The sequence below is a fragment of the Actinomadura madurae genome (assembly GCF_900115095.1).
In the GTDB taxonomy this organism is placed as follows: domain Bacteria; phylum Actinomycetota; class Actinomycetes; order Streptosporangiales; family Streptosporangiaceae; genus Spirillospora; species Spirillospora madurae.
The window spans coordinates 36,882-56,705 of sequence record NZ_FOVH01000017.1 but is presented as its reverse complement, the minus strand read 5'-3'; the positions used below and the strand labels follow the sequence as shown (position 1 = coordinate 56,705).

Below are 19,824 nucleotides of genomic sequence, written 5' to 3'. Positions count from 1 at the left end.
CTCGTGTTTACTCCAGCCTCGCGCTTCACGCTCGGCGCGGAGGCGGGCTGCCCACATTGGGGGATTTTGGGCAGTCATCGGCATGTGCCCCCTTTTGTGGACCCGGAGACTTTCGAGTCTCCGGGTGTCTCCGGGTCTGTCTCCGCATTCTCATCTTTTCTCGCTCCCTGTGACGCCGATTTACTCAGAGTCGCGGGGCGAGTTGATGCTTGTCCTGCCTCCGAAGACGAAGGCGGCCCCGACCCGGTGCGCGAACACCGTGTGGGTCGGGGCCTGACCAGGAAGAGGTGTCCTGGCTGTGGACGATGGTAGAACCCCCGAGCTGCGTCTCGCGGCGCTTGCCGCGCATCTGTCCGCGCGCAGGCTCGACGTCGGGCTGGACTCCCGCGGGCTGCGGGTGAGGAAGGCGCAGGCCAAGGGCCATGTCGAGGACACGATCTCCTGCCGCGTCCGGCCGGAGGACGGCGGGCGGCTCTGGTACTTCACGTCCGGAGGCGAGCCGATCGCGCCCGCCGACCGGGTCACGGACGCCGCCGTGTTCGTCCTCGGCCACCTGGCCGGTGAGGGCCGGTGACCCCCTGGGCGATGGCCGAGATCGACCCCGAGCGGATCGCGGCTGGGCTGGCGCGCAGGTTCCCCGGCTGCTGCGTCTGGCTGGGCGAGTACACGGGGAGCTGGTGGGCGATGACCGGGGACCGCCTGGTCGAGGCGCCCGACCCGGCCACGCTCGAACGCCTGCTGGACGGGCTGAGCCGCCGCGCTCACGCCCGCCGGTACGCGTCCTTTCAGAACCGCACGGCCGGACGGGGCACGCCCCCACCTCCCCGGGCGTCCCGTCCGGCCGTGCCCACCGGGCCCCCGACCCGGCGTCCGGCCGTGCGGGCGAGGCGGATCGAGCGGCGGCCCCGGGGCGGCCTGCTGCGGCGGCTGTTCGGCTCGTTCGTGGTCATTGAGGGGTGGTGATCCACGGCGAATCCTGTGATCGTTGAGCACTGTCAGTGGTGCCCCCGACACGGACAAGGCTGGACGATGGCGACTCCCCGAATGCGGATCGACCCGGTGACCCGGGAGCGGCTCGGCCCGCGCGCCCTGGCCGAGCTGGACGTGAACCTCCGGCCGGTCGACTGCCAGACGTGCGGGCGGTCCCTCGGGCGCTGGGGAAAGCCCGCGCTGGAGGTCCGGGCGGAGGACGGGTTCGCGGCGGCGGCGCTGCACCACCAGCGGTGCCGCCCGCCCGCGTGGGTCGATGGCGGGCTCCAGACCACGGAACTCCAGGCCGCCGGGCGGCCGCACGTCACGTGGCGGGCGGGCTGCTTCCGGCTGCTGCCTGGCGAAATGCCCCTCTTCCTGGTCAACCCCACCTACGAGTACGCCCTCCTGCGCGAGGACGGCGGGTGGCGGGTCGCGAACCTGGAGCCGTTCGCGCGGCTCGGGTTCGGGCTGGAGTTCCCGTCGAGGCCGCTCCCTCCGCTTCCGGCCCTGTCGGCGTCGATCGACGGGGACCGCGTGAGCGTCGACGTCCGGCACGACGGCGCGGTCATGCACGCGTGGCGCGACGTCCCCGTCGAACACGACATCGCCAGGGTGACGCACAACTGGGGCAGCCTCATGGTCGGGGTCACCACGCTCGTGGACGTCAGCAGGCCGTTCCGGATCGAGGGGCTGATGGATCTGATGGTGGTCGGCGGGGTGGCGCTCGCCCAGGCGCCGCTGGTCTCCGTCTCGTACGCACCGGACGCCCAGAAGCTCAAGCCGCGCGAGCACTCCGACCAGCAGGTCGAGGCGTTCAGCCTGGCCGCCGAGGCGATGCGGAGGGTCTTCGACCTGGAGCTCGACGACAGGCAGGTCGCCGCCGGGTTCGCGCTGTCGGACGGCAAGACCATGCTGATTCGGCGCTTGGCGGGCCGGGACAGGAACGCCGTCCTGTACATGCTGAGCGTCTACTACGCGCTCTGGTCGCGGGACGGGGACGACGAGCCGGAGAGGGCGTGCGGTGTGCACCTCATCGCTCCCGACGCCGCGAGCGCCGACGAACTCGCGGGGTTCTTCTCGGCCGCCGCGGAGACTGGCGTGCTCGGATCGGTCGGCAGGTTGGGCGCCTCCCCGCTTTCCGACGAGGGCTCGGCCGCCTACCTGTCCGACGCCGTCATCGGGACGGCGGAGGAGTTCGCCGCCGCCTTCAACGCCTATCGCGACGCGGGCGGCGAGTGGTCCCTCCATGCGAGCCGCGGATACATCGCCATCGCGATCGACGCGTCCGAGGCGGGCATCACCCGGGCGGACTTCATCCGGCACTACCCCAAGGTGGTCGCCTTCTGAGGAGCGGTCGCCCCCAGTAGGGTGCCAGGTGGCATGAACTGATGCGGGGTGCCCCATCTGGGGAGAATCGGGAAGCCGGTGCGAATCCGGCACGGGCCCGCCGCGGTGACCGGGGAGCAGCCGCCCACGCGCGTACGATACGCGCGGCCACTGGCCGGAAGGCCGGGAAGGCGGGCGGTCGAGCGTTGATCCGGGAGTCCGAAGACCGGCCTCGCTCCACACGGCCGCCGTCCGCGGCGGCCCGTCGCAGCGGGAGCCTGCCCATGAACGTCTATGACGCCATCCACCGCCGCCGCGACGTGCGCGCCGAGTTCACCGGTGCGCCCGTTCCGGAGGACGTCCTCGGCCGGATCCTGGCCGCCGCGCACGCGGCGCCGAGCGTGGGACTGTCCCAGCCGTGGGACTTCGTCCTCGTCGGCGATCCCGGCATCAGGGCCGCGTTCCACGAGCACGTCCAGGCCGAGCGCGCCGCCTTCGCCGCGACGCTGACCGGGGACGCCGCCGAGCGGTTCGCCCGCATCAAGATCGACGGGGTGCTGGAGGCCGGCCTGTCGATCGTGGTCACCTACGACCCGGAACGCGGTGGCCCGGCGGTCCTCGGCAGGCACGCGATCGCCGACGCGGGGCTGTACTCGGTCTGCCTGGCCATCCAGAACCTTTGGCTCGCCGCCACCGCCGAAGGGCTGGGCGTCGGCTGGGTGTCCTTCTACCGGGAGCCGTACCTTCGCCGCCTGCTCGGCGTTCCCGCTGGGATCCGTCCGGTCGCGTGGCTGTGCGTCGGCCCGGTCACCCATCTCGAACCCACCCCGGATCTCGAACGGCACGGCTGGCGTCAGCGGCGTCCTCTGGCAGCCGCCGTTCACCATGACCGCTGGTGACCCGAAGCCGGACGGCCATGTGGGCCAGGAAGAACACGCCGGCCAGCAGGTAGCAGTTGGCGACCGGGGTCAGGAAATGGAGGCCGTATTGGCGCGGGTCGCCGTTGTGGGGCGTCCACCAGAGCGGTGACAACACGAAGAGGATGTAGCCGCAGACGGCGGCCCTTCGGTCATTGTCGCGGAGGAGTACGGCCAGCACGGGGACGACCCAGACCCAGTGATGAGCCCACGAGATGGGGGAGACCAGAAGGCCGGTCACGCCGGTCACCGCCGTGGCGCTCAGCCAGTCGCCCCGCCTGGCCCACGCGGCTGCGAGCAGGAGCCCGAAAGCGCCGATCGTCAGCGGGATGGCCGTGTACCAGTCTCCGACCTCGGCCGTTCCTCTCAATATGCGGGTCAGTGCCCCATAGGGAGATTGGTTGCTGATGTACGGGACGCCCACGCGGGACGTGTCGTAGAAGGTGTGCAGCCAGTAGAGGCGGGACGCGTCCGGTGCGATGGCGTAGGCGAGCAGCGTGCAGACGGCGAAGGTCGCGGCGGCCGTGACGGCGTCCTTCGTGCGTCGCGTCAGCAGGAGAAGGACGACGAAGACGGCCGGTGTCAGCTTGATCGCGGTCGCGATGCCGATACCGATCCCGGCGGGACGGCCGAGAGCGACGCGATGCATGTCCGCGAGGACGAGAGCGAGCAGGAACAGATTCACCTGCCCCAGGAAGAACGAATGCCACACCGGTTCGAGCAGCAGGCCGGCGGCGACCGCGAGCGTGAGAGAGACTCGGCGGCCGGCCAGTTTCCCCGTCACCGTGCACGCCCATACGAACGCCGCCAGGGCGGCCAGTTGCCACAGCATTCGCGCGAAGGTAAGCGGCAGCGCGGCGAGGGGAGTGAACAATGCGGCCATGAAAGGCGTGTTGGTGAACCAATGGTCGGCGAGTTGCTCCCGGTACAGGCGCGTGCCGTCCGTCACGGCCTCCCCGCCCAGCCAGTAGATACGGAAATCCAGCGAGTCGTAGACGGCGGAGAAGACCACGATTCCCAGGATTTCGAGAGCCAGAACCAGAGACACCCAGCGCTTCATGCGAATAACGGTGTCGGCCGACCCCTTTCACAGGCATCGGGCCGCCGGACACATTCACGAGGGGCGCTTGTAGCCCGGAGGATTAAGCCTCCAGGCCAATGTGCCGGAGAAGGGCCGACGGTTACGATCGGCGCATGTCCGCCCTTCCGCTGAGCCGAGCGCGCCATGTCGCGTGGACGGCGCTGCTGTGGTCCGGGGCCGTCCTGTACCCGGTCGTCGTCTACGTGGCGCTGAGGAGCGGACGGCAGGGCTACGCGGGTCTGGAGATCCTCCTTCCCGTCCTGCTCACCGTCCTGGTCGCGGTACTGCTGACCCGGCACCCGCTGCCCGCCCACGCGATCCTGCTGCTCACCTGGACCGTCGGCCTCCTGGAGATGCAGATCGGGGCCATCGCGGGCCTGCAGATCCTGCTCACCGACCTGGCGGTCTGCTACATCGCGGCGACCCGCTCGCAGCGGGTGTCCCTCGGCGTGGCGGCCGTGACCCTCGCCGTGCAGGGGCTGTCCGTGGCCGCGTTCCTGTCGGCCGACGACGTCCTGCTGATGGCCGTCGTCCTCGCGATGGCCGTCACCTGGATGACGGGGAACTCGGTCCGCGTGCGGCGCGCCCACGCGAAGACCCTGCGCGAGCAGGCCACCGCGCAGGCGGTCGCGGCCGAGCGGCTGCGGATCGCGCGGGAGCTGCACGACATGGTCGCGCACAGCATCGGCATCATCGCGATCCAGGCGGGCGTGGGCGGACGGGTGATCGACACCCAGCCCGCCGAGGCCCGCAACGCGCTGAACGCCATCGAGGCCACCAGCCGCGACACCCTGTCCGGGCTGCGGCGGATGCTCACCGCGCTGCGCAGGGACGACCCCGGGGCGGCGCCGCTCGGTCCCGTTCCCGGCCTGGACGACCTCGCCCGGCTGGCCGAGGCCACGATGGACGCCGGCGTCACGGTCGACCTCCGGACCGAGGGCGAGCCGAGGCCGCTCCCGCCGGACGTCGACCTGTCGGCATACCGGATCGTCCAGGAGGCGGTGACGAACGTCGTCCGGCACGCGGGCACCGACCGCTGCCGGGTGACGATCGGCTACCGGGACGCGGAACTCGCGATCGAGGTCGAGGACGACGGGCACGGCGGCATGGTCGGCACCGGGTACGGCATCACCGGGATGCGCGAGCGGGCCGCCCTGCTGCGCGGCGAGTTCACCGCCGGGCCGCGTCCGGAGGGCGGCTTCCGGGTGGCGGCCCGCATCCCCGCGCCGGCGGCGGCATGACGATCCGCGTCGTGCTGGCCGACGACCAGCCGCTGATCCGGGCCGGGCTGCGCGTCCTGGTCGCCGACACCCCGGACATGGAGATCGTGGGCGAGGCCGGGACGGGCGCCGAGGCGGTCGCGCTCGCCGAGCGGGCCGCGCCGGACGTCGTCGTGATGGACATCCGCATGCCCGACATGGACGGCATCGAGGCCACCCGCCGGATCACCGGCGCCCACGTCCTGATGCTGACCACGTTCGACGACGACGAGTACGTCTACGGCTCGCTGCGCGCGGGCGCGAGCGGCTTCCTCGTCAAGGACATGGCGCTGGAGGAGATCCTCGCGGCGATCCGCGTCGTCGCGAACGGGGACGCGCTGATCGCGCCGAGCGTCACCCGGAGGCTGATCGCGGAGTTCGCCGCCCGCCCCGAGCCGAGATCGGAACCGGCCCTGGAGCCGAGGCGGGCCGACGGCGTCACCGACCGCGAGCGCGAGGTCCTGACGCTCGTCGGGCGCGGCATGACCAACGCGGAGATCGCCGAGGAGCTGTACATCAGCGTGGCGACCGCGAAGGCGCACGTCGCGCGGCTGCTGGCCAAGCTCGGCGCCCGCGACCGCGTCCAGCTCGTCATCGCCGCCTACGAGCTGGGCCTGGTCACGCCCCCTACGGGCGGTAGTACTACCTGACGTGGTCCCCTCCGGGACGGTCGGATAATCTGGAATGCGTGAAGGGTCTGGGAGAGCTTGAACGCACGGTCATGGAGGTCCTCTGGGCGCGGGAGGACGCCGGCCACGAGGCGGCGACCGCCCGTGACGTGAGCCGTGCGCTCGCCGGCGACCGCGACCTCGCGCACACCACCGTCATGACCGTCCTGGACCGGCTCGCCAAGAAGGGCTTCCTTGAACGGGAGCGCGACGGCCGCGCCTGGCGCTACCACCCGGTGGCCAGCCGGGAGATGTACGTCACCGAGCTGATGCTGGGCGCGCTCAACGAGACCGGCGACCGGGACGCCGCGCTCGCCCATTTCGTCCGGTCGGTCTCGCGGGACGAGATCGACGTCATTCGGGAGACCCTCGCGGGCCTCACGGGCAAGGAACCTCCGGCATGACCGGCACCGCCCTGCTCGCATTGATCTCACTGGGGACCGTCGGCGGGGCGCACCTGCTGTCCCGGGCCCGGTGGACGTGGCGGACACCGCGCATCGGGATCGCGCTCTGGCAGGCCCTCGGGCTGTGCTGGGGCGTCGCCACGATCGGCGCGCTGCTCGGCCTCGCCCTGCTCCCGTACGGCAAGGGCGTGCTCGGCGGGCTGCCCGGCCTCTACGACGACCAGGCCGCCCGGCTGAACGCCGTGCAGGTCGCGGCGCTGCTCAGCGCGATCAGCCTCGCCGGCGTGCTGGTGGTCATGCTGATGTTCGCGGTGGCCCGGGTCATGCGGGCCCGGCGGCGGCACCGGGCGCTGCTCGCGCTGGTGTCGCGGCGCGACTCGGCCGTCCCCGGCACCCTCGTCCTCGACCACCCCGGCGCCGCCGCGTACTGCGTGCCGGGGGTCCGCTCGTCCAAGGTCGTCGTCAGCGCCGGGACGCTGGAGCTGCTGGACGACGGCGAGCTGGCCGCGGTCCTCGCGCACGAGCGCGCCCACGCCCGCGAGCGGCACGACCTGGTCCTGCTGCCGTTCGCGTCGCTGCGCCAGGTGTTCCCGCAGTTCCGGCTGGTCGGGCGGTGCCTGGACGCGGTGGAGCTGCTGATCGAGATGGCCGCCGACGACCGGGCCCGGCACGGCCGCCCGCCGCGCGAGCTGGCGACGGCGCTGCTGCGGTTCGCCGCCGCCCGCCCGGCCAACGCCCCGTCCGGCACGCTCGGCGTCGCGTCCCGCAGCGACATCCCGGTGATGGCGCGGGTGAACCGGCTGCTGGAGCCCCAGCCGCTGTCCCGCCGGACCCGCCTCGCCGCCACCGTCGCCGTCCCGGTCATCGCCGGCCTCCCCCTCGTCCTCCTCGTCCTGCCCCACTGATAGTCAGCGTCCTATCTGGGGGGACGACCCCCAGACCGTCCGGCAAGGGGGACTGGCCGCTGCCTTCCACTGCGCTGGTGCTCCGTTTCGGGCATCGGTCAGTGCCTTGTCTGGGGGGAGGACCCCCAGACTCCCCGACAAGGGGGCTGGTCGCTGCCTTCCGCTCCGCTGGCGCTTCGTTCCAGGCATCGGTCAGTGCCGTATCTGGGGGGGACGCCCCCCGACAAAGGGGGCTGGTCGCTGCTTTCCGCTCCGCTGGTGCTTCGTTCCCGGCATCGGTCAGTCCGCGATGACCGTCCCGTAGAGGCGGGAGACGCGGAGGCGGATCACCAGCCGGCGGTCCTTCACCATCTGGTCCAGGAACGCGCGCTCGTCGGCCGGATCGTCGAAGCCGGGCGTCATCGCGAGCAGCTCGCGCCCGGCCGCGTCACCGGGCTCCTCGCTCACGCCGGACAGGTCGGCGGTGCCTTCGGCGACGGCGAACGCCATGTGGTCGGCGCTCGACGCGTGCAGCGCGGCGCGCGGGTCGTTCCGGAGCTGCCTCACCTTCGCCCGCTCGGCCGTCGTGGAGATCCGGGCGACGCGCTCGTCGGGGTCCCACGTGTAGACGACGGTCGACAGGTGCGGGTGGCCGTTCTTCTTGTTGGTGGCGAGGACGGCGAACCGCTGCTCGCCGAGCAGGCGGGCCAGGTCGTCCTCGGTGACGGGTTTCGGGCCGGGCCCCTGGCCGGGGCGGTACTTCGCCGTCTCGGTCATCGTCAGGCTCCTTCGGGCGTCAGGCGCTGGTGGGGACGGTCTCGGCGGGGGCCGCGGCGTCCACCACGGGCTTCGGGGTGCGCAGGACGAGCAGGGCGACGGCGAGCGCGGCGGCCAGCAGGCCCGCCGACACGGCGAACGCCAGGTGGTAGCCGCCGGTGAGCGCGGCGGCGCCGTCCCGCCCGTCCAGGCGGAGGGACTCGATGCGGGACGCGGCGAGCGTGGTCAGCACGGCGACGCCGACCGCCATCCCGACCTGCTGGACGGTGTTGAACAGCCCGGACGCGATGCCCGCGTCATCGGGGCGGGCGCTGGACATGCCGAGCGAGGTCAGCGACGGCAGGACGAGCCCGGCCCCGGCGACCAGCAGGAACACCGGCAGGAGGTCGGTCACGTAGTCCGCGTCCACCGGGACGGTCGTCAGCCACGCCATCGCGCCGATCAGCAGGAGCAGCCCGCCCACCAGCACGGCCCGGTCGCCGAACCGGTTCGACAGCCGGGCGGAGACGAACAGCGACACCGCCCCGATCATGACGGCCGCGGGCAGCATCGCGAGGCCGGTGTCGAGCGCGCTGTAGCCGAGGACCCGCTGCATGTACAGGGCGACGATCACCTGGAACGAGAACATCGCCGACAGGGTGAGCAGCTGCACGGCGTACGCGCCGGAGACGTTGCGGGAGCGCAGGATGCGCAGCGGCATCAGCGGGGTCGCGGCGCGGGCCTGCCGGACGGCGAACCCGGCGAGCAGGAGCAGCGACACCGCGCCGAGGCCCAGCGTGTGCGCGGAGATCCAGCCGTGCCCCTCGACCTTGACGACCGTGTAGATGCCCAGCATCAGCCCGGACGTGACGAGCAGCGCGCCCCACACGTCCGCGCCCGCCTTCAGGCCGATGCCGCGGTCGCGGGGCAGGGCCGGGAGGGCCAGCAGGACGGTGGCGACGCCGATCGGCAGGTTGATCAGGAAGATCCAGTGCCAGCTGAGCGCGTCGGTGAGGACCCCGCCGAGCACCTGCCCGATGGACGCGCCGGCGGCGCCGGTGAAGCTGAAGATCCCGATGGCCTTGGCCCGCTCCCGGGGGTCGGTGAACAGCGTCACGATGATGCCGAGGACGACCGCGGAGGCGAGGGCGCTGCCGACCCCCTGGAGGAACCGGGCGGCGATCAGCAGGCCGGCCGTGGTGGCGGCGCCCGCCAGCACGGACGCCGCGGTGAACACCGCGTTCCCGGCGAGGAACAGCGTGCGGCGGCCGGCGAGGTCGCCGAGCCGCCCGGCGAGGAGCAGCAGGCCGCCGAGCGGGATCAGGTAGGCGTTCATGATCCAGCTGAGCCCGGCGGGGGAGAAGCCGAGGTCCTCCTGGATGGCGGGGGTCGCCACGGTGACGATGCTGCCGTCGAGGATCGTCATCAGCATGGTGGCGGACAGCACGGCGAGCGCTGCCCAGCGGGAGCGGAGCGGTGCGGACATGGTCATCTCCTGTCTCAGGGACACAGGAGGAACCGTAGCAGATGGTTTTGTTGCGGACTATCTCTGACGGATTTACTTCGTCCGCTCGCGCGCCCGGCGCACCGCCCGCGGGCTCTCCGACGGCGTCGCGAGATGCCCGTTGACCAGGGAGGTCAGTGCCCGGACGAGGGCGTCGCGCTGGTCCTCGGGAAGCGAGCCGAGGGCGGCCTCGTGGACGCCGTCCACGATCTCCTGGCTGCGGGCCGCGACCCGGGCGCCCTCCTCGGTGACCGCGATGATCCGGGCCCTCCGGTCCGTGGACGACGGCCGGCGCTCGGCGAGGCCCGCCTTCTCCAGGGCGTCCACCGTGACCACCATGGTCGTCTTGTCCATGTCTCCGATCTCGGCGAGCTGGATCTGGGTGCGCTCCTCCTCCAGCGCGTGCACCAGGACGCAGTGCATGCGCGGCGTCAGCCCGATCTCGGCGAGCGCCGCCGTCATCCGGGTGCGCAGGACGTGGCCGGTGTGGTCGAGGAGGAAGGACAGGTCCGTCTGCGTGCTCGCGGGGGCCATCGACGTCATGCGTCCAGCCTACCCACGATGGTTTCGTTCTAGATTATCTATAGGCAGTCGCATTACGTGGGCTATGCTGACGCCATGAACCGCACCGCGTGTCTGGGCTGGTGGCCGTCCTAGGACGGCCGACACTCACGCACGCCACGGGCCGTCCGCCGGACGGCCCTTTCTCTTTCCTCGGTGACGCGGGCCGGTCCGGCGAGACGGCCGGAACCGACGAGGAGAGACCCATGGAGACCATCCCCGAGAGCCTGCGCGCCGCCGAAGCGCGGAGCCGCGAGCTGGAAGAACGCATCGCGGACGACCCCGGGTCGTTCCGCATCCTGACCGGCGACAGGCCCACCGGCCCGCTGCATCTCGGCCACTACTTCGGCACCCTCGCCAACCGCGTGCGCCTCCAGCGCGCCGGCGTGGAACTGATCGTTCTCGTCCCCGACTACCAGGTGCTCACCGACCGGGACGTCGCCGAGCACCTGTCGGAGTACATCGAGGGGCTCGTCGCCGACCATCTGGCCGCCGGGTTCGACCCGTCCACCGGGACGATGTTCGAGCACAGCGCCGTCCCCGCGCTGAACCAGCTCATGCTGCCGTTCCTGTCGCTGGTGTCGGTCTCGGAGCTGAGCCGCAACCCGACCGTGAAGGACGAGATCGCGGCGTCCCGGCAGGCGTCGGTCAGCGGGCTGATGCTCACCTATCCCGTGCACCAGGCCGCCGACATCCTGTCCTGCAAGGCGAACCTCGTCCCCGTCGGCAAGGACCAGCTGCCGCACCAGGAGATCACCCGCACCATCGCGCGCCGGTTCAACGAGCGCTACGGCCCGGTGTTCCCGGTGCCGGACGCACTGCTGTCGGCCGCGCCGAGCCTGCTCGGCATGGACGGCCAGAAGATGAGCAAGAGCCGCGGCAACGCCATCGCCCTCGGGGCCACCGAGGACGAGACCGCCCGGCTGATCAGGAGGGCCGTGACCGACGGGGACCGGAACATCACCTACGAGCCGGAGACCCGGCCGGAGGTGTCCAACCTCGTGCTGCTCGCCGCGCTGTGCCAGGACCGCGACCCGCGCCTGGTGGCCGAGGAGATCGGCGGCGGCGGGGCGGCGGCGCTGAAGAAGGTCGTGACCGACTCGGTGAACGAGTTCCTGCGCCCGCTGCGCGCCCGCCGCGCCGAGTTCGCCGCCGACCGGGCCTACCTGCGCGGCGTCCTCGCGGCGGGCGACGAGCGCGCCAACGAGATCGCGGACCGCACGCTGGAGGAGGTCCGGGCCGCCATGTCGTCCTAGCGTGGAGCGTCCTGGTGTGGAGCGTCCTAGCGCGGGGCCAGGCCGCGGAGCGCGGTGGCGACAAGATCGTCCACGGCGTCCAGGGAGACCGGCCGGGCGATCCCCCGGCCCTGGAACAGCACCGACAGGACCGGCTCGTGGCAGGCGCCGACGATCATCGAGGTGGCCGCCTCCACCCGGGCGTCCGGGGCGAGGCGGCCGAGGTCGCGCTCGGCGCGCAGGTAGGCGGCCAGCCGCCGGTTCCAGTCGCCGCTACCGCCGCTCAGCGCCGCGAACCGGGTGAGGACGTCCGGCTGGGCGACCAGCCCGGCCAGCACGGGCAGCAGCCCGTCGTGCAGGCGGAGCCCGTGCTCGACGTACGCGCGCAGGTTCTCCTCGACCGTCCCGGTGCCGGGCTCGGGCAGCGGGGGCAGCGGCCGCTCGACCGCCTCCGCGTGCGCCCGCAGCGCGTGCGCGAGCAGCTCCTCCTTGTCGGAGAAGTGGTTGTAGAGGACGCCGTCGGCGACGCCCGCCTCGCGGGCGATCGCGCGGACGGTCAGGCCCGCCGCCCCCCGCTCGGCCATCATCCGCCGGGCCGTGGCGATCAGATGCTCGCGCAGGGACCGGCCGCCGCCGCCCAGCGCCGCCGCTCTTCTAGGTGACATCACCGGCATCGTATTGAGTCAGCTCGAACCCGTGCGCGGCCAGCTCGGGAAGGAAGCCCGCTTCGACGGCGTCCTCGATGTGCCGGACGCCGGGCGGCATGCCCTCCAGCCGCCGGACGACCAGCGCGGTCGCCAGGCCCGTCGCCCGGCTCTGCCGCCGGCCCGCGAACGCCCGGACGGTCCCGCCGGACGCGGCCGCCACCGCGAACCCGTCCCCGCCGACGTGGACCCGGCTGAACGCGGCCCGCACCAGGCGCAGGTCACGGAACCGGGCGAGCCGGGGGAGGGCGGCGGTCAGCGCGCGGGAGTCCAGGGCGAGACCCGTCCGGACGCTGCCAGGCAGCGTGTACTGGTCGGAGAACGGGAAGCGGTGCACCGTCCGGACGCCGTAGGGCGCGGGGAACCGCATCCGCCACGACTCGCCCAGCCCGCCGAGCGAGCCGAGGGTCCAGTCGACGGCCGACGGCCCGTGCCGCTCCCCGGACCCGATCAGCACGCCGATGTCGACGTCCGCGCCGCGGAACTCGCGGGCCAGCAGGTTCGTGACACCGGGCGCGAGCCCCACGCTCAGCACCGCCGTGGCCTTCCGCTCGGCCGCGAGGCCGTCCAGCTTCTCGATCCCCGCGAGTATCTCGTGCGAGGCGGAGACGTCGACGTAGTGGACGCCCCGCGCCAGGCACGCCTCGGCGACCCGCACGTTCCCGGTCTCCGCGCACATGACGATCGCGTCGGCGTCGATGTCGGCAGGGTCGTCCCCGCGCAGGTCGAGGCGCATCGGGATCGCGCCGTCCACCGTGCGCGCCTTGGCGAGGTCGCGCCCGGCGACGACGATCTCCGGCACGTGCCCGCGCAGGCCGGCGACGACCTCCCGGCCGACGGCCCCGTACCCGCCGAGGATCACGACGCGTCTCATCGGCGGGCCGTCACGAGCCAGGCGGTGCCGCGCAGCCGGACGGCGCCGTCGCGCTCGAACGGGCGCATGGCCTCCGCGACGGCCGCGCGGATCTCCTCGCCCGCGCCGTAGTTGTAGCGGATCGGGCCCCAGCCGGAGAAGAACTCCGCCGCGTCCTGCGCGTCCCGTCCCCAGACCTGCTCGGCCTCCACCTTCCGCGCGGTCACGCCCGTGAACCCGGCGCCCTCCAGGACCTCACGGGCGCGGCCCGGGTCCGACAGCGACAGCGGCCCGTCGTGCCCGACGGCGGGTTCGTCGCGGGCGGGGAGCACGGCGAAGACCGACGCGAGGTCGGTCTCGCCGAGCGGCGCCATCGACAGGAACGCGAGCCGCCCGCCCTCGCGCAGCGCCCGCCGGACGTTGCCGAACGCGGCGACCGGGTCGGCGAAGAACATGACGCCGAACCGGCTGATCGCGACGTCGAACGCGGCATCGGCGAACGGGTACACCTGCGCGTCGCCCTGCTCGAACGTCACGTTCGCGACGCCCTCCTGCGCGGCGAGGGAGCGGGCGCGGCCGAGCATCGGCCCGGACAGGTCGACGCCCGTCGCGCCGCCGAGCCGGGCCCGTTCCGCGGCGAGCCGGGTGACCTGCCCGTTCCCGCAGCCGAGGTCGAGCACGCGGTCGCGCGGCCCGATCGCGGCGGCGTCCAGCAGGTGCCCGTTGAACCCGCCGTTCGTGGCGTCGTACCGGTCGTACCGCTCGGCCCAGTGCTCGCCCTCGTACCCGTTCCACGCCTCGGCCTGGTGCGTGTTGACGACCTTCATGCCCCGCCTCCAAATGAACGCATGTTCATGAACATGCGTTCATACTGCGTCCATGACGGCCCGGGTGTCAAGAAGCGTCAGGTCAGGGCGGCGACGAACGACGCGCTCGCGGCGTCCGGCGTGCGGGGATGCAGCAGTTCCGTGCGGTGGACGATCCGCGGCTCCCCGACCGGGACCTCGACGAGACCGCCGCCCTCCGCCGCACCGGCGGGCAGGACGGCGAGGCCGTGTCCCGCGCCGAGCAGGCCGAGGAGGAGTAGCAGGTCGCCCCCGTCACAGGCGAGGGACGCGCGGAAGCCGTCCCGGACGCCCACCGCCTCCCGGAGCGCCGCCAGCGGGACGGCCGTGTCCGGAGCGTCCAGCCACAGCGCGTCGACGAGATCGCGGAGGTCGAGCCGGGACCGGGACGCCAGCGGGTGCGAGACCGGCAGCGGGACCACCAGCGGCCGTTCGGCCACCGCGACGGCGGTGAGCGGCACGTCCAGCCGCAGCGGGTCGCTGGGCGCGGCGATGCCGTCCACGAGCCCGAGGTCCAGGTCGCCCGTCGCGACGGCCGCGCCGATCCCGGCGCGCGGCAGGACGCGGACGGTGACGTCCAGCCGGGGATGGGCGCGGCGGGCCGCGGCGAGCGGCTCCGCCACATGGACGGCGGCGAGCGGCGAGGCGCCGGCGCGCAACCGGGTCCGGGGACCGGCGGCGAGCCCGGCGATCTCGGACCGCGCCGCCTGGAGCCGCAGCAGGATCGGCCCGGCGTGGTCGAGCAGCCGCGCCCCGGCCTCCGTCGTCCGGACGGGCCGCCGGTGCAGGAGCGTGACCTTGAGGTCGTTCTCCAGCGAGGCGATCTGCTGCGACACCGCGGCCTGCGTGTATCCGAGCTCACCTGCGGCGGCCGAGAACGAGCCCGTCCGGACGACGGTGACGAACGTGCGCAGCAAATGCGGATCCATTGGATAAGTGTTGCTTATCCAGACATCGGAAATCATCGTTGGTGCTTAACCACGCGCGGGCGGCAGGATCGAAGCCATGAGCTTCGTCGCACGTATCGCGCTTGTCGGAGACCGGTCGCCGCACGTCCAGTCGCACGTCCGCATCCCGGGCCTGCTGGAGGCCGTCAGAGACCGGGAAGGCCTGCTGGTCGAGGCCTACTGGATCCCGACCGACGAGGTCGGGGACGGCCTGACGGGCTTCGACGGGGTGTGGCTCCTGCCCGGCAGCCCCTACATGAGCGAGGCCGGCGCCGTGGCCGCGGCGCGCTCCGCAAGGGAGGGCGGGATACCCGTCCTGGGCACGTGCGGCGGCTTCCAGCACATGGTGCTCGAATTCGCCCGCAACGCCTGCGGCCTCCCGGCGGCCGGGCACGCCGAGTACGACCCCGCCGAGGAGGACCCGGTCATCGCGCCGATGGCCTGCTCGCTCGCCGGGCACGAGGCGGAGGTGAACCTGCTCCCGGGCTCGTCCGCCGAGAAGATCATGGGGACGACGCGCAGCATCGAGCGGTTCAACTGCGCGTTCGGCCCGAACCCCGCGTACCTCGGCCTGCTCGCGGCGCACGGCCTGCGCTTCACCGGCCACGACGACGACGGCCAGGTCCGCATCGCCGAGCTCCCGGACCACCCGTTCTACTTCGCCACCCTCTTCCAGCCCGAACTGGCCGGCGACGGCACCCGCCCCCACCCGGTCATCACCGCCTTCACCACCGCCTGCGCCTCACGCGCCCAGGATGGCATCGGCGTAGAGTAGAACGGAATTCTTCGTTCCCTTATGATGGGGGCATGGAGACGACGGCACGGGCGCCCATGAGCGGGCGCAAGGCGCAGGCGGCACGCAACGACGAGCTGATCCGGGAGGCGGCCCGGGCGGTGTTCACCGCCGACCCGGGCGCGCCGATCTCCGCGGTGGCCGAGCACGCCGGGGTGGGGATCAGCGCCCTCTACCGCCGGTACAAGAGCAAGGAGGACCTGCTCCAGAAGCTCGCCGACGACGGGATGGACCGCTACCTCGCCGAGGTGGAGCGGGCCCTCGACGACGACGGCGACGCGTGGGAGGCGTTCGCCGGCTTCATGCGCCGCTGCCTGGACATCGGCGCCGGCTCCCTGACCATGCGGCTCGCGGGCGCGTTCCCGGTCACCGAGGCCATGAGCCGCAAGGGCCAGGAGATCCATCTCGCCACGACGCGCCTGCTGGAGCGCACGAAGGAGGAGGGCGCGCTGCGGCCCGAGATCGAGGTCGGCGACATCTCGGTCATGCTGGAGTACCTGCACGGCATCCGGATCGGCGACGACGAGCGGATGAACCGGCTCCAGCACCGCTACCTGGCCCTCATGCTGGACGCCCTGCACCTGACCGACCGGCAGGAGCTTCCGGGCCCGCCCCCCACCTGGCAGGAACTGCGGGGCCGGTATGGCGGCTGAGATGCTGGGACGCAGGGACCTGAACCGGGCGCTGCTGGCCAGGCAGCTGCTGCTCGAACGGCACGCCATGCCCGCCCTGGACGCCATCGAGCACCTCGTGGGCCTCCAGTCGCAGGCTCCCGGCCCGCCGCACATCGGGCTGTGGAGCAGGCTCGCCGGCTACGCGTTCGACGAGGTCGCGCCGCTGATGACCGACCGCCGGGCGCTGCGGATCGTGCTGATGCGCGGGACGCTGCACCTCGTCAGCGCCCGCGACGCCCTGGCCCTGCGGCCGCTCACCCAGGTGATCCTCGACAACCACCTGAGAGGCCGCCGGGCCGACCTCCACGGCATCGACCTCGACGCCGTCGTCGCCTGGGCCCGCGACCGGCTGGAGGAGGCGCCGCGCACCGACAAGGAACTCCGCACCCTGCTCGCCGAACGGTGGCCGGACGCCGACGCGGCGCTGCTCGCCTGGGCCGTCCGCTGCAGCGTGCCGCTGGTGCAGGTGCCGCCGCGCGGCATCTGGGGCGCGACCGGGATCGCGCGGCACACGACCCTGGAGGCGTGGCTCGGGCCGGCGGAATCCCTCCCGTCCGTGGACGATCTGGTGCTGCGCTACCTGGGCGCGTTCGGGCCGGCGAGCGTCCGGGACGTCCAGCACTGGTCGGGGCTGACCCGGCTCGGCGAGGTCGTGGAGCGGCTGCTGCCCAAGCTCGTCACGTTCCAGGACGAGGAGGGGCGGACGCTGTACGACCTGCCCGAGGCGCCGCGTCCCGATCCGGAGACGCCGGCGCCCGTGCGGTTCGTCCCCGACTTCGACAACCTGCTGCTGTCGCACGCCGACCGGGCGCGGATCATCACCGAGGAGCGGCGCAAGCGCGTCTTCACCGTCAACGGCATCATCCGAGCGACGTTCCTGGTCGACGGCTTCGTCCACGGCATGTGGACGATGGAGAAGAAGCGCGGCGAGGCGACCGTGCGCATCGACCCGTTCGACCCGATCCCTGAGCGGGACCGCACCGCCCTGGAAGAGGAGGGCATGCGGCTCCTCGCCGCCGCGCACCCGGAGGCGAAGGCGCACCGCGTGGAGTTCGCCGCCTAGCGCGCGCAGGGCGCCTCGCGGTCCGGATCGAGGGAGGTCAGCAGGGCGCGCAGCGCCTCGCGGAACTGGAGCATCTGCTCGCGGCTCAGCGGGTCGAACAGGTGCCGCCTGACCTCGGCGACATGGCCCGGTGCCGCTTCGGCGAGCACGGCGTACCCTGCGTCGGTCAGCCGGCAGATCGTGGTGCGGCGGTCGGAGTCGTGCTTGCACCGCGCCACCCAGCCGGCCTCCTCCAGCCGGTTGACGGCGTGGGACAGGCGGCTCGGCGAGGAGTAGACGACCTCCGCCAGCTCGGTCATCGTCAGCGCGCGCCCGGGTGCCTCCGACAGCATCGCCAAGATCATGTAGTAGGTGTGCGGTAGGCCCGAGTCACGCTGGAGCTGGCGGTCGAGGGCCTCGTTCAGCAGTCTGGACGTCCACAGGAAGGCGCGCCAGGTCTCCTGCTCGTCGTCGTCGAGCCACCGTGTCCCGGTCGTCTCCGTCATGCCGCCAGTCTACCCAAACGTTTGAATCCTCAAGACTTGAAGATTCAATAAAAATGGATATAGTTGAAGTCTCAAGTAAGAAGGGATGATCACGATGACCCGGATGCCCGTCCTGTACCTCAGCCACGGCGCACCGCCGCTCGCCGACGACCCGCGGTGGCCCGGCGAGCTCTCCCGCTGGTCGGGCCACCTGCCGAAGCCGGAGGCGGTCCTAATGGTGTCGGCGCACTGGGAGGAGGCGCCGCTCAGTGTCGGCGCGACACGGCGGGTGCCGCTCGTGTACGACTTCTGGGGGTTCCCGGAGCGGTACTACACCGTCCGGTACGACGCGCCCGGCGCCCCCGGCCTCGCCGAGGACGTCCGCAAGCTCCTGCCCGGCGTGCACCAGGACGAGGAGCGCGGGCTGGACCACGGCGCGTACGTGCCGCTCGTGGAGATGTATCCGGACGCCGACGTCCCCGTGCTGCAGATGTCGATGCCCACCCTGGACCCGGAGCGCCTCTTCGAGATCGGGCGCGGCCTCGCGCCGCTGCGCGACCAGGGCGTACTGATCATCGGGAGCGGGTTCACCACGCACAACCTGCGCGAGATGCGGCCGGACTTCGACGCCGAGCCGCCGGCGTGGTCGGCGGAGTTCGACGAATGGGCGGACCGGGCCGTGACGGGCGGCGACGTCGACGCCCTGCTCGACTTCCGCGCCAAGGCCCCCGCGGCGCGCATCGCGCACCCGCGGACCGAGCACTTCGCGCCGCTGTTCATGGCGCTCGGCGCCGACGCGGACGCGCCGTCGCGGCGGCGGTCGGTCATCGACGGCTACTGGCTCGGCCTGTCCAAGCGCTCGTTCCAGTTCGGCTGACCGGACCGGCCGGAACGTTCCCTCGCGGGCCCGGCGGTCAGTCCGCCCGGACCGCCGAGTCCATCTGCGCGAAACCGGTGCGCCACGACGCGACCTGCGGCTTCCACCCGAGGCTCAGCGCCTTGGCGTTGGAGGCCGCGCGCCCCGTCGCCGCCGCGTGCCGTCCCGCGTTGCCCGGCGTCGGCGCGCCGAGCGCCGCGCTGTAGACGGGCAGCCAGTCCGCCGTGGTCGCCGGCTCGTCGTCGACGATGTTGACGGCTCCGGCGGGCCAGTCGAGCGCCGCGAGCGCCGCCGAGGCCGCGTCGTCGGCGTGCACGAACGACGTCCAGGACGGCGCGAGGCGCAGGCTGCCCGCGCGCACGCGCTCGGCGATCGCCCCGTCCGGCGCGTACCAGGTGCCCGGGCCGTAGAGCGCGCCGTAGCGCAGCACGACGCCGCGCGGCATCTTCGAGACGGCGCTCTCCAGCGCCGCGATCCCCTCGTACGGGGGCAGGTTCGCGTCGAGCGGGTCGGTCTCCACGGCGGGCGCGTCGCCCGGGACGTACAGCCAGGCGATGCTCTGCGCGACCATCGTCTCGACGCCCGCGGCCTTGGCGGCGTCGACGAGGTTCCGGGTGCCCGCGATCCGCAGATGCGAGTTGGCCTCGAAATCCTCGTCGGCGAGGTCGGTGAGCTGGTGGATCACGGCGTCCGGGTCGATGGCGGCCACGGCGGCGCGGACGTCGCCGGTGTTGAGCACGTCCAGGACGACCGGCGACGCGCCGAGCTCGCGCAGCATACCGGCGCGTTCGGACCGGCGCGTCGTCCCTGCGACCTCATGGCCCGCCTGGACGAGCAGCGGGATCAGCCGGCGACCGACGACTCCGGTCGCTCCGGCGAGGAGAATCTTCAAGGGGGTACCTCCGCGACTGTCGCGCCCTCGCGCATCGTCTGCTCTGGTGTCTGTATGCACTGGTCACGCCCGGCGTTCCGCATGGACACCCCCCTGCGTCCGGCCGGACGACGTCGGACGAGCAGCACCCACCCCGGAGCCTCGT

Annotated in this window: 23 protein-coding genes and 1 riboswitch; of the genes, 13 read left to right on the top strand and 10 right to left on the bottom strand. The window is 72.7% G+C overall.

Features of this window, described 5'->3' with window-relative positions:
* Positions 1–298 precede the first annotated feature (298 nt).
* The 4 genes from BM339_RS36395 (at position 299) to bluB (ending at position 3,197) form a co-directional block, all read left to right on the top strand.
* Entirely contained in the window at positions 299–574 is a 276-nt protein-coding gene (locus BM339_RS36395) for a hypothetical protein (RefSeq protein WP_021593947.1), read from the top strand.
* Positions 571–963, top strand: a complete 393-nt coding sequence (locus BM339_RS36390; protein ID WP_075023853.1) for a hypothetical protein — start codon at positions 571–573, stop codon at positions 961–963. Before BM339_RS36395 ends, BM339_RS36390 begins: the two co-directional genes overlap by 4 nt.
* A gap of 66 nt (positions 964–1,029) precedes the next feature.
* Positions 1,030–2,319 (top strand): hypothetical protein, encoded by a 1,290-nt coding sequence (locus BM339_RS36385; RefSeq protein ID WP_143118751.1) that lies wholly within the window; start codon positions 1,030–1,032, stop codon positions 2,317–2,319.
* Between the two features lie 29 nt (positions 2,320–2,348).
* Positions 2,349–2,547, top strand: a riboswitch (cobalamin riboswitch).
* A gap of 35 nt (positions 2,548–2,582) precedes the next feature.
* Positions 2,583–3,197: a 5,6-dimethylbenzimidazole synthase gene (gene bluB, locus BM339_RS36380; protein WP_075023851.1), complete on the top strand. Its 615-nt coding sequence runs from the start codon at positions 2,583–2,585 to the stop codon at positions 3,195–3,197.
* Here the strand turns inward: bluB and BM339_RS36375 are convergent.
* Positions 3,106–4,275, bottom strand: a complete 1,170-nt coding sequence (locus tag BM339_RS36375) for a glycosyltransferase 87 family protein (RefSeq protein ID WP_083598362.1) — start codon at positions 4,273–4,275, stop codon at positions 3,106–3,108. The genes bluB and BM339_RS36375 overlap by 92 nt on opposite strands.
* Positions 4,276–4,409: 134 nt before the next feature.
* Here BM339_RS36375 and BM339_RS36370 point away from each other — a divergent pair, with 134 nt between their 5' ends.
* From BM339_RS36370 to BM339_RS36355, 4 genes are read left to right on the top strand one after another with little or no spacing between them, the layout of a single operon-like run.
* On the top strand, positions 4,410–5,537 hold the full coding sequence (locus tag BM339_RS36370) for a sensor histidine kinase (protein ID WP_075023849.1): 1,128 nt from the start codon (positions 4,410–4,412) through the stop codon (positions 5,535–5,537).
* A complete protein-coding gene (locus BM339_RS36365) occupies positions 5,534–6,205 on the top strand; it encodes a response regulator (protein WP_075023848.1) in 672 nt (223 codons plus the stop codon). Before BM339_RS36370 ends, BM339_RS36365 begins: the two co-directional genes overlap by 4 nt.
* Positions 6,206–6,243: 38 nt before the next feature.
* Positions 6,244–6,627: a BlaI/MecI/CopY family transcriptional regulator gene (locus BM339_RS36360; protein ID WP_075023847.1), complete on the top strand. Its 384-nt coding sequence runs from the start codon at positions 6,244–6,246 to the stop codon at positions 6,625–6,627.
* Complete coding sequence (locus BM339_RS36355; RefSeq protein WP_075023846.1) at positions 6,624–7,532, top strand: M56 family metallopeptidase; 909 nt, start codon at positions 6,624–6,626, stop codon at positions 7,530–7,532. The genes BM339_RS36360 and BM339_RS36355 overlap by 4 nt, the downstream gene beginning before the upstream one ends.
* 279 nt (positions 7,533–7,811) lie before the next feature.
* Here the strand turns inward: BM339_RS36355 and BM339_RS36350 are convergent, their stop codons facing one another.
* The 3 genes from BM339_RS36350 to BM339_RS36340 form a co-directional block, all read right to left on the bottom strand.
* A complete protein-coding gene (locus BM339_RS36350; RefSeq protein WP_075023845.1) occupies positions 7,812–8,288 on the bottom strand; it encodes a pyridoxamine 5'-phosphate oxidase family protein in 477 nt (158 codons plus the stop codon).
* Between the two features lie 19 nt (positions 8,289–8,307).
* Positions 8,308–9,753 carry an MFS transporter gene (locus BM339_RS36345; protein WP_075023922.1) on the bottom strand — a complete coding sequence of 482 codons (1,446 nt, stop codon included), beginning with the start codon at positions 9,751–9,753 and terminating at the stop codon, positions 8,308–8,310.
* A gap of 72 nt (positions 9,754–9,825) precedes the next feature.
* On the bottom strand, positions 9,826–10,314 hold the full coding sequence (locus BM339_RS36340) for a MarR family winged helix-turn-helix transcriptional regulator (protein WP_075023844.1): 489 nt from the start codon (positions 10,312–10,314) through the stop codon (positions 9,826–9,828).
* 224 nt (positions 10,315–10,538) lie between these two features.
* Here BM339_RS36340 and trpS point away from each other — a divergent pair, with 224 nt between their 5' ends.
* Positions 10,539–11,588: a tryptophan--tRNA ligase gene (gene trpS, locus BM339_RS36335; protein ID WP_075023843.1), complete on the top strand. Its 1,050-nt coding sequence runs from the start codon at positions 10,539–10,541 to the stop codon at positions 11,586–11,588.
* 26 nt (positions 11,589–11,614) lie between these two features.
* Here the strand turns inward: trpS and BM339_RS36330 are convergent, their stop codons facing one another.
* The 4 genes from BM339_RS36330 to BM339_RS36315 all read right to left on the bottom strand — a co-directional run bounded on the left by BM339_RS36330 (position 11,615) and on the right by BM339_RS36315 (position 14,898).
* Positions 11,615–12,232, bottom strand: a complete 618-nt coding sequence (locus tag BM339_RS36330) for a TetR/AcrR family transcriptional regulator (protein ID WP_200871702.1) — start codon at positions 12,230–12,232, stop codon at positions 11,615–11,617.
* Positions 12,222–13,145 carry a saccharopine dehydrogenase NADP-binding domain-containing protein gene (locus tag BM339_RS36325; RefSeq protein WP_075023842.1) on the bottom strand — a complete coding sequence of 308 codons (924 nt, stop codon included), beginning with the start codon at positions 13,143–13,145 and terminating at the stop codon, positions 12,222–12,224. The genes BM339_RS36330 and BM339_RS36325 overlap by 11 nt, the downstream gene beginning before the upstream one ends.
* Positions 13,142–13,951 (bottom strand): class I SAM-dependent methyltransferase, encoded by an 810-nt coding sequence (locus BM339_RS36320; protein ID WP_075023841.1) that lies wholly within the window; start codon positions 13,949–13,951, stop codon positions 13,142–13,144. Before BM339_RS36320 ends, BM339_RS36325 begins: the two co-directional genes overlap by 4 nt.
* A 77-nt stretch (positions 13,952–14,028) precedes the next feature.
* The gene (locus tag BM339_RS36315; protein WP_075023840.1) at positions 14,029–14,898 is read right to left on the bottom strand and encodes a LysR family transcriptional regulator; all 870 of its coding nucleotides are present in this window, start codon (positions 14,896–14,898) and stop codon (positions 14,029–14,031) included.
* A gap of 76 nt (positions 14,899–14,974) precedes the next feature.
* Between BM339_RS36315 and BM339_RS36310 the strand changes: the two genes are divergently transcribed.
* From BM339_RS36310 to BM339_RS36300, 3 genes are read left to right on the top strand one after another with little or no spacing between them, the layout of a single operon-like run.
* Positions 14,975–15,691: a CTP synthase C-terminal region-related (seleno)protein gene (locus BM339_RS36310; RefSeq protein ID WP_075023839.1), complete on the top strand. Its 717-nt coding sequence runs from the start codon at positions 14,975–14,977 to the stop codon at positions 15,689–15,691.
* Positions 15,692–15,723: 32 nt separating this feature from the next.
* Entirely contained in the window at positions 15,724–16,362 is a 639-nt protein-coding gene (locus BM339_RS36305; RefSeq protein ID WP_024934149.1) for a TetR/AcrR family transcriptional regulator, read from the top strand.
* Between the two features lies 1 nt (position 16,363).
* Positions 16,364–17,446 carry a winged helix DNA-binding domain-containing protein gene (locus BM339_RS36300; RefSeq protein WP_256255647.1) on the top strand — a complete coding sequence of 361 codons (1,083 nt, stop codon included), beginning with the start codon at positions 16,364–16,366 and terminating at the stop codon, positions 17,444–17,446.
* Here the strand turns inward: BM339_RS36300 and BM339_RS36295 are convergent.
* Positions 17,443–17,931, bottom strand: a complete 489-nt coding sequence (locus BM339_RS36295) for a MarR family winged helix-turn-helix transcriptional regulator (protein WP_021596480.1) — start codon at positions 17,929–17,931, stop codon at positions 17,443–17,445. The genes BM339_RS36300 and BM339_RS36295 overlap by 4 nt on opposite strands.
* A gap of 85 nt (positions 17,932–18,016) precedes the next feature.
* On the opposite strand from BM339_RS36295, the gene BM339_RS36290 reads away from it, so the two are divergent.
* Positions 18,017–18,787, top strand: coding sequence for a dioxygenase family protein (locus BM339_RS36290; RefSeq protein ID WP_337959942.1), 771 nt, complete (start codon positions 18,017–18,019; stop codon positions 18,785–18,787).
* Between the two features lie 37 nt (positions 18,788–18,824).
* Here BM339_RS36290 and BM339_RS36285 read toward each other — a convergent pair whose 3' ends face one another.
* Complete coding sequence (locus tag BM339_RS36285) at positions 18,825–19,679, bottom strand: NAD-dependent epimerase/dehydratase family protein (protein ID WP_075023837.1); 855 nt, start codon at positions 19,677–19,679, stop codon at positions 18,825–18,827.
* Positions 19,680–19,824 lie beyond the last annotated feature (145 nt).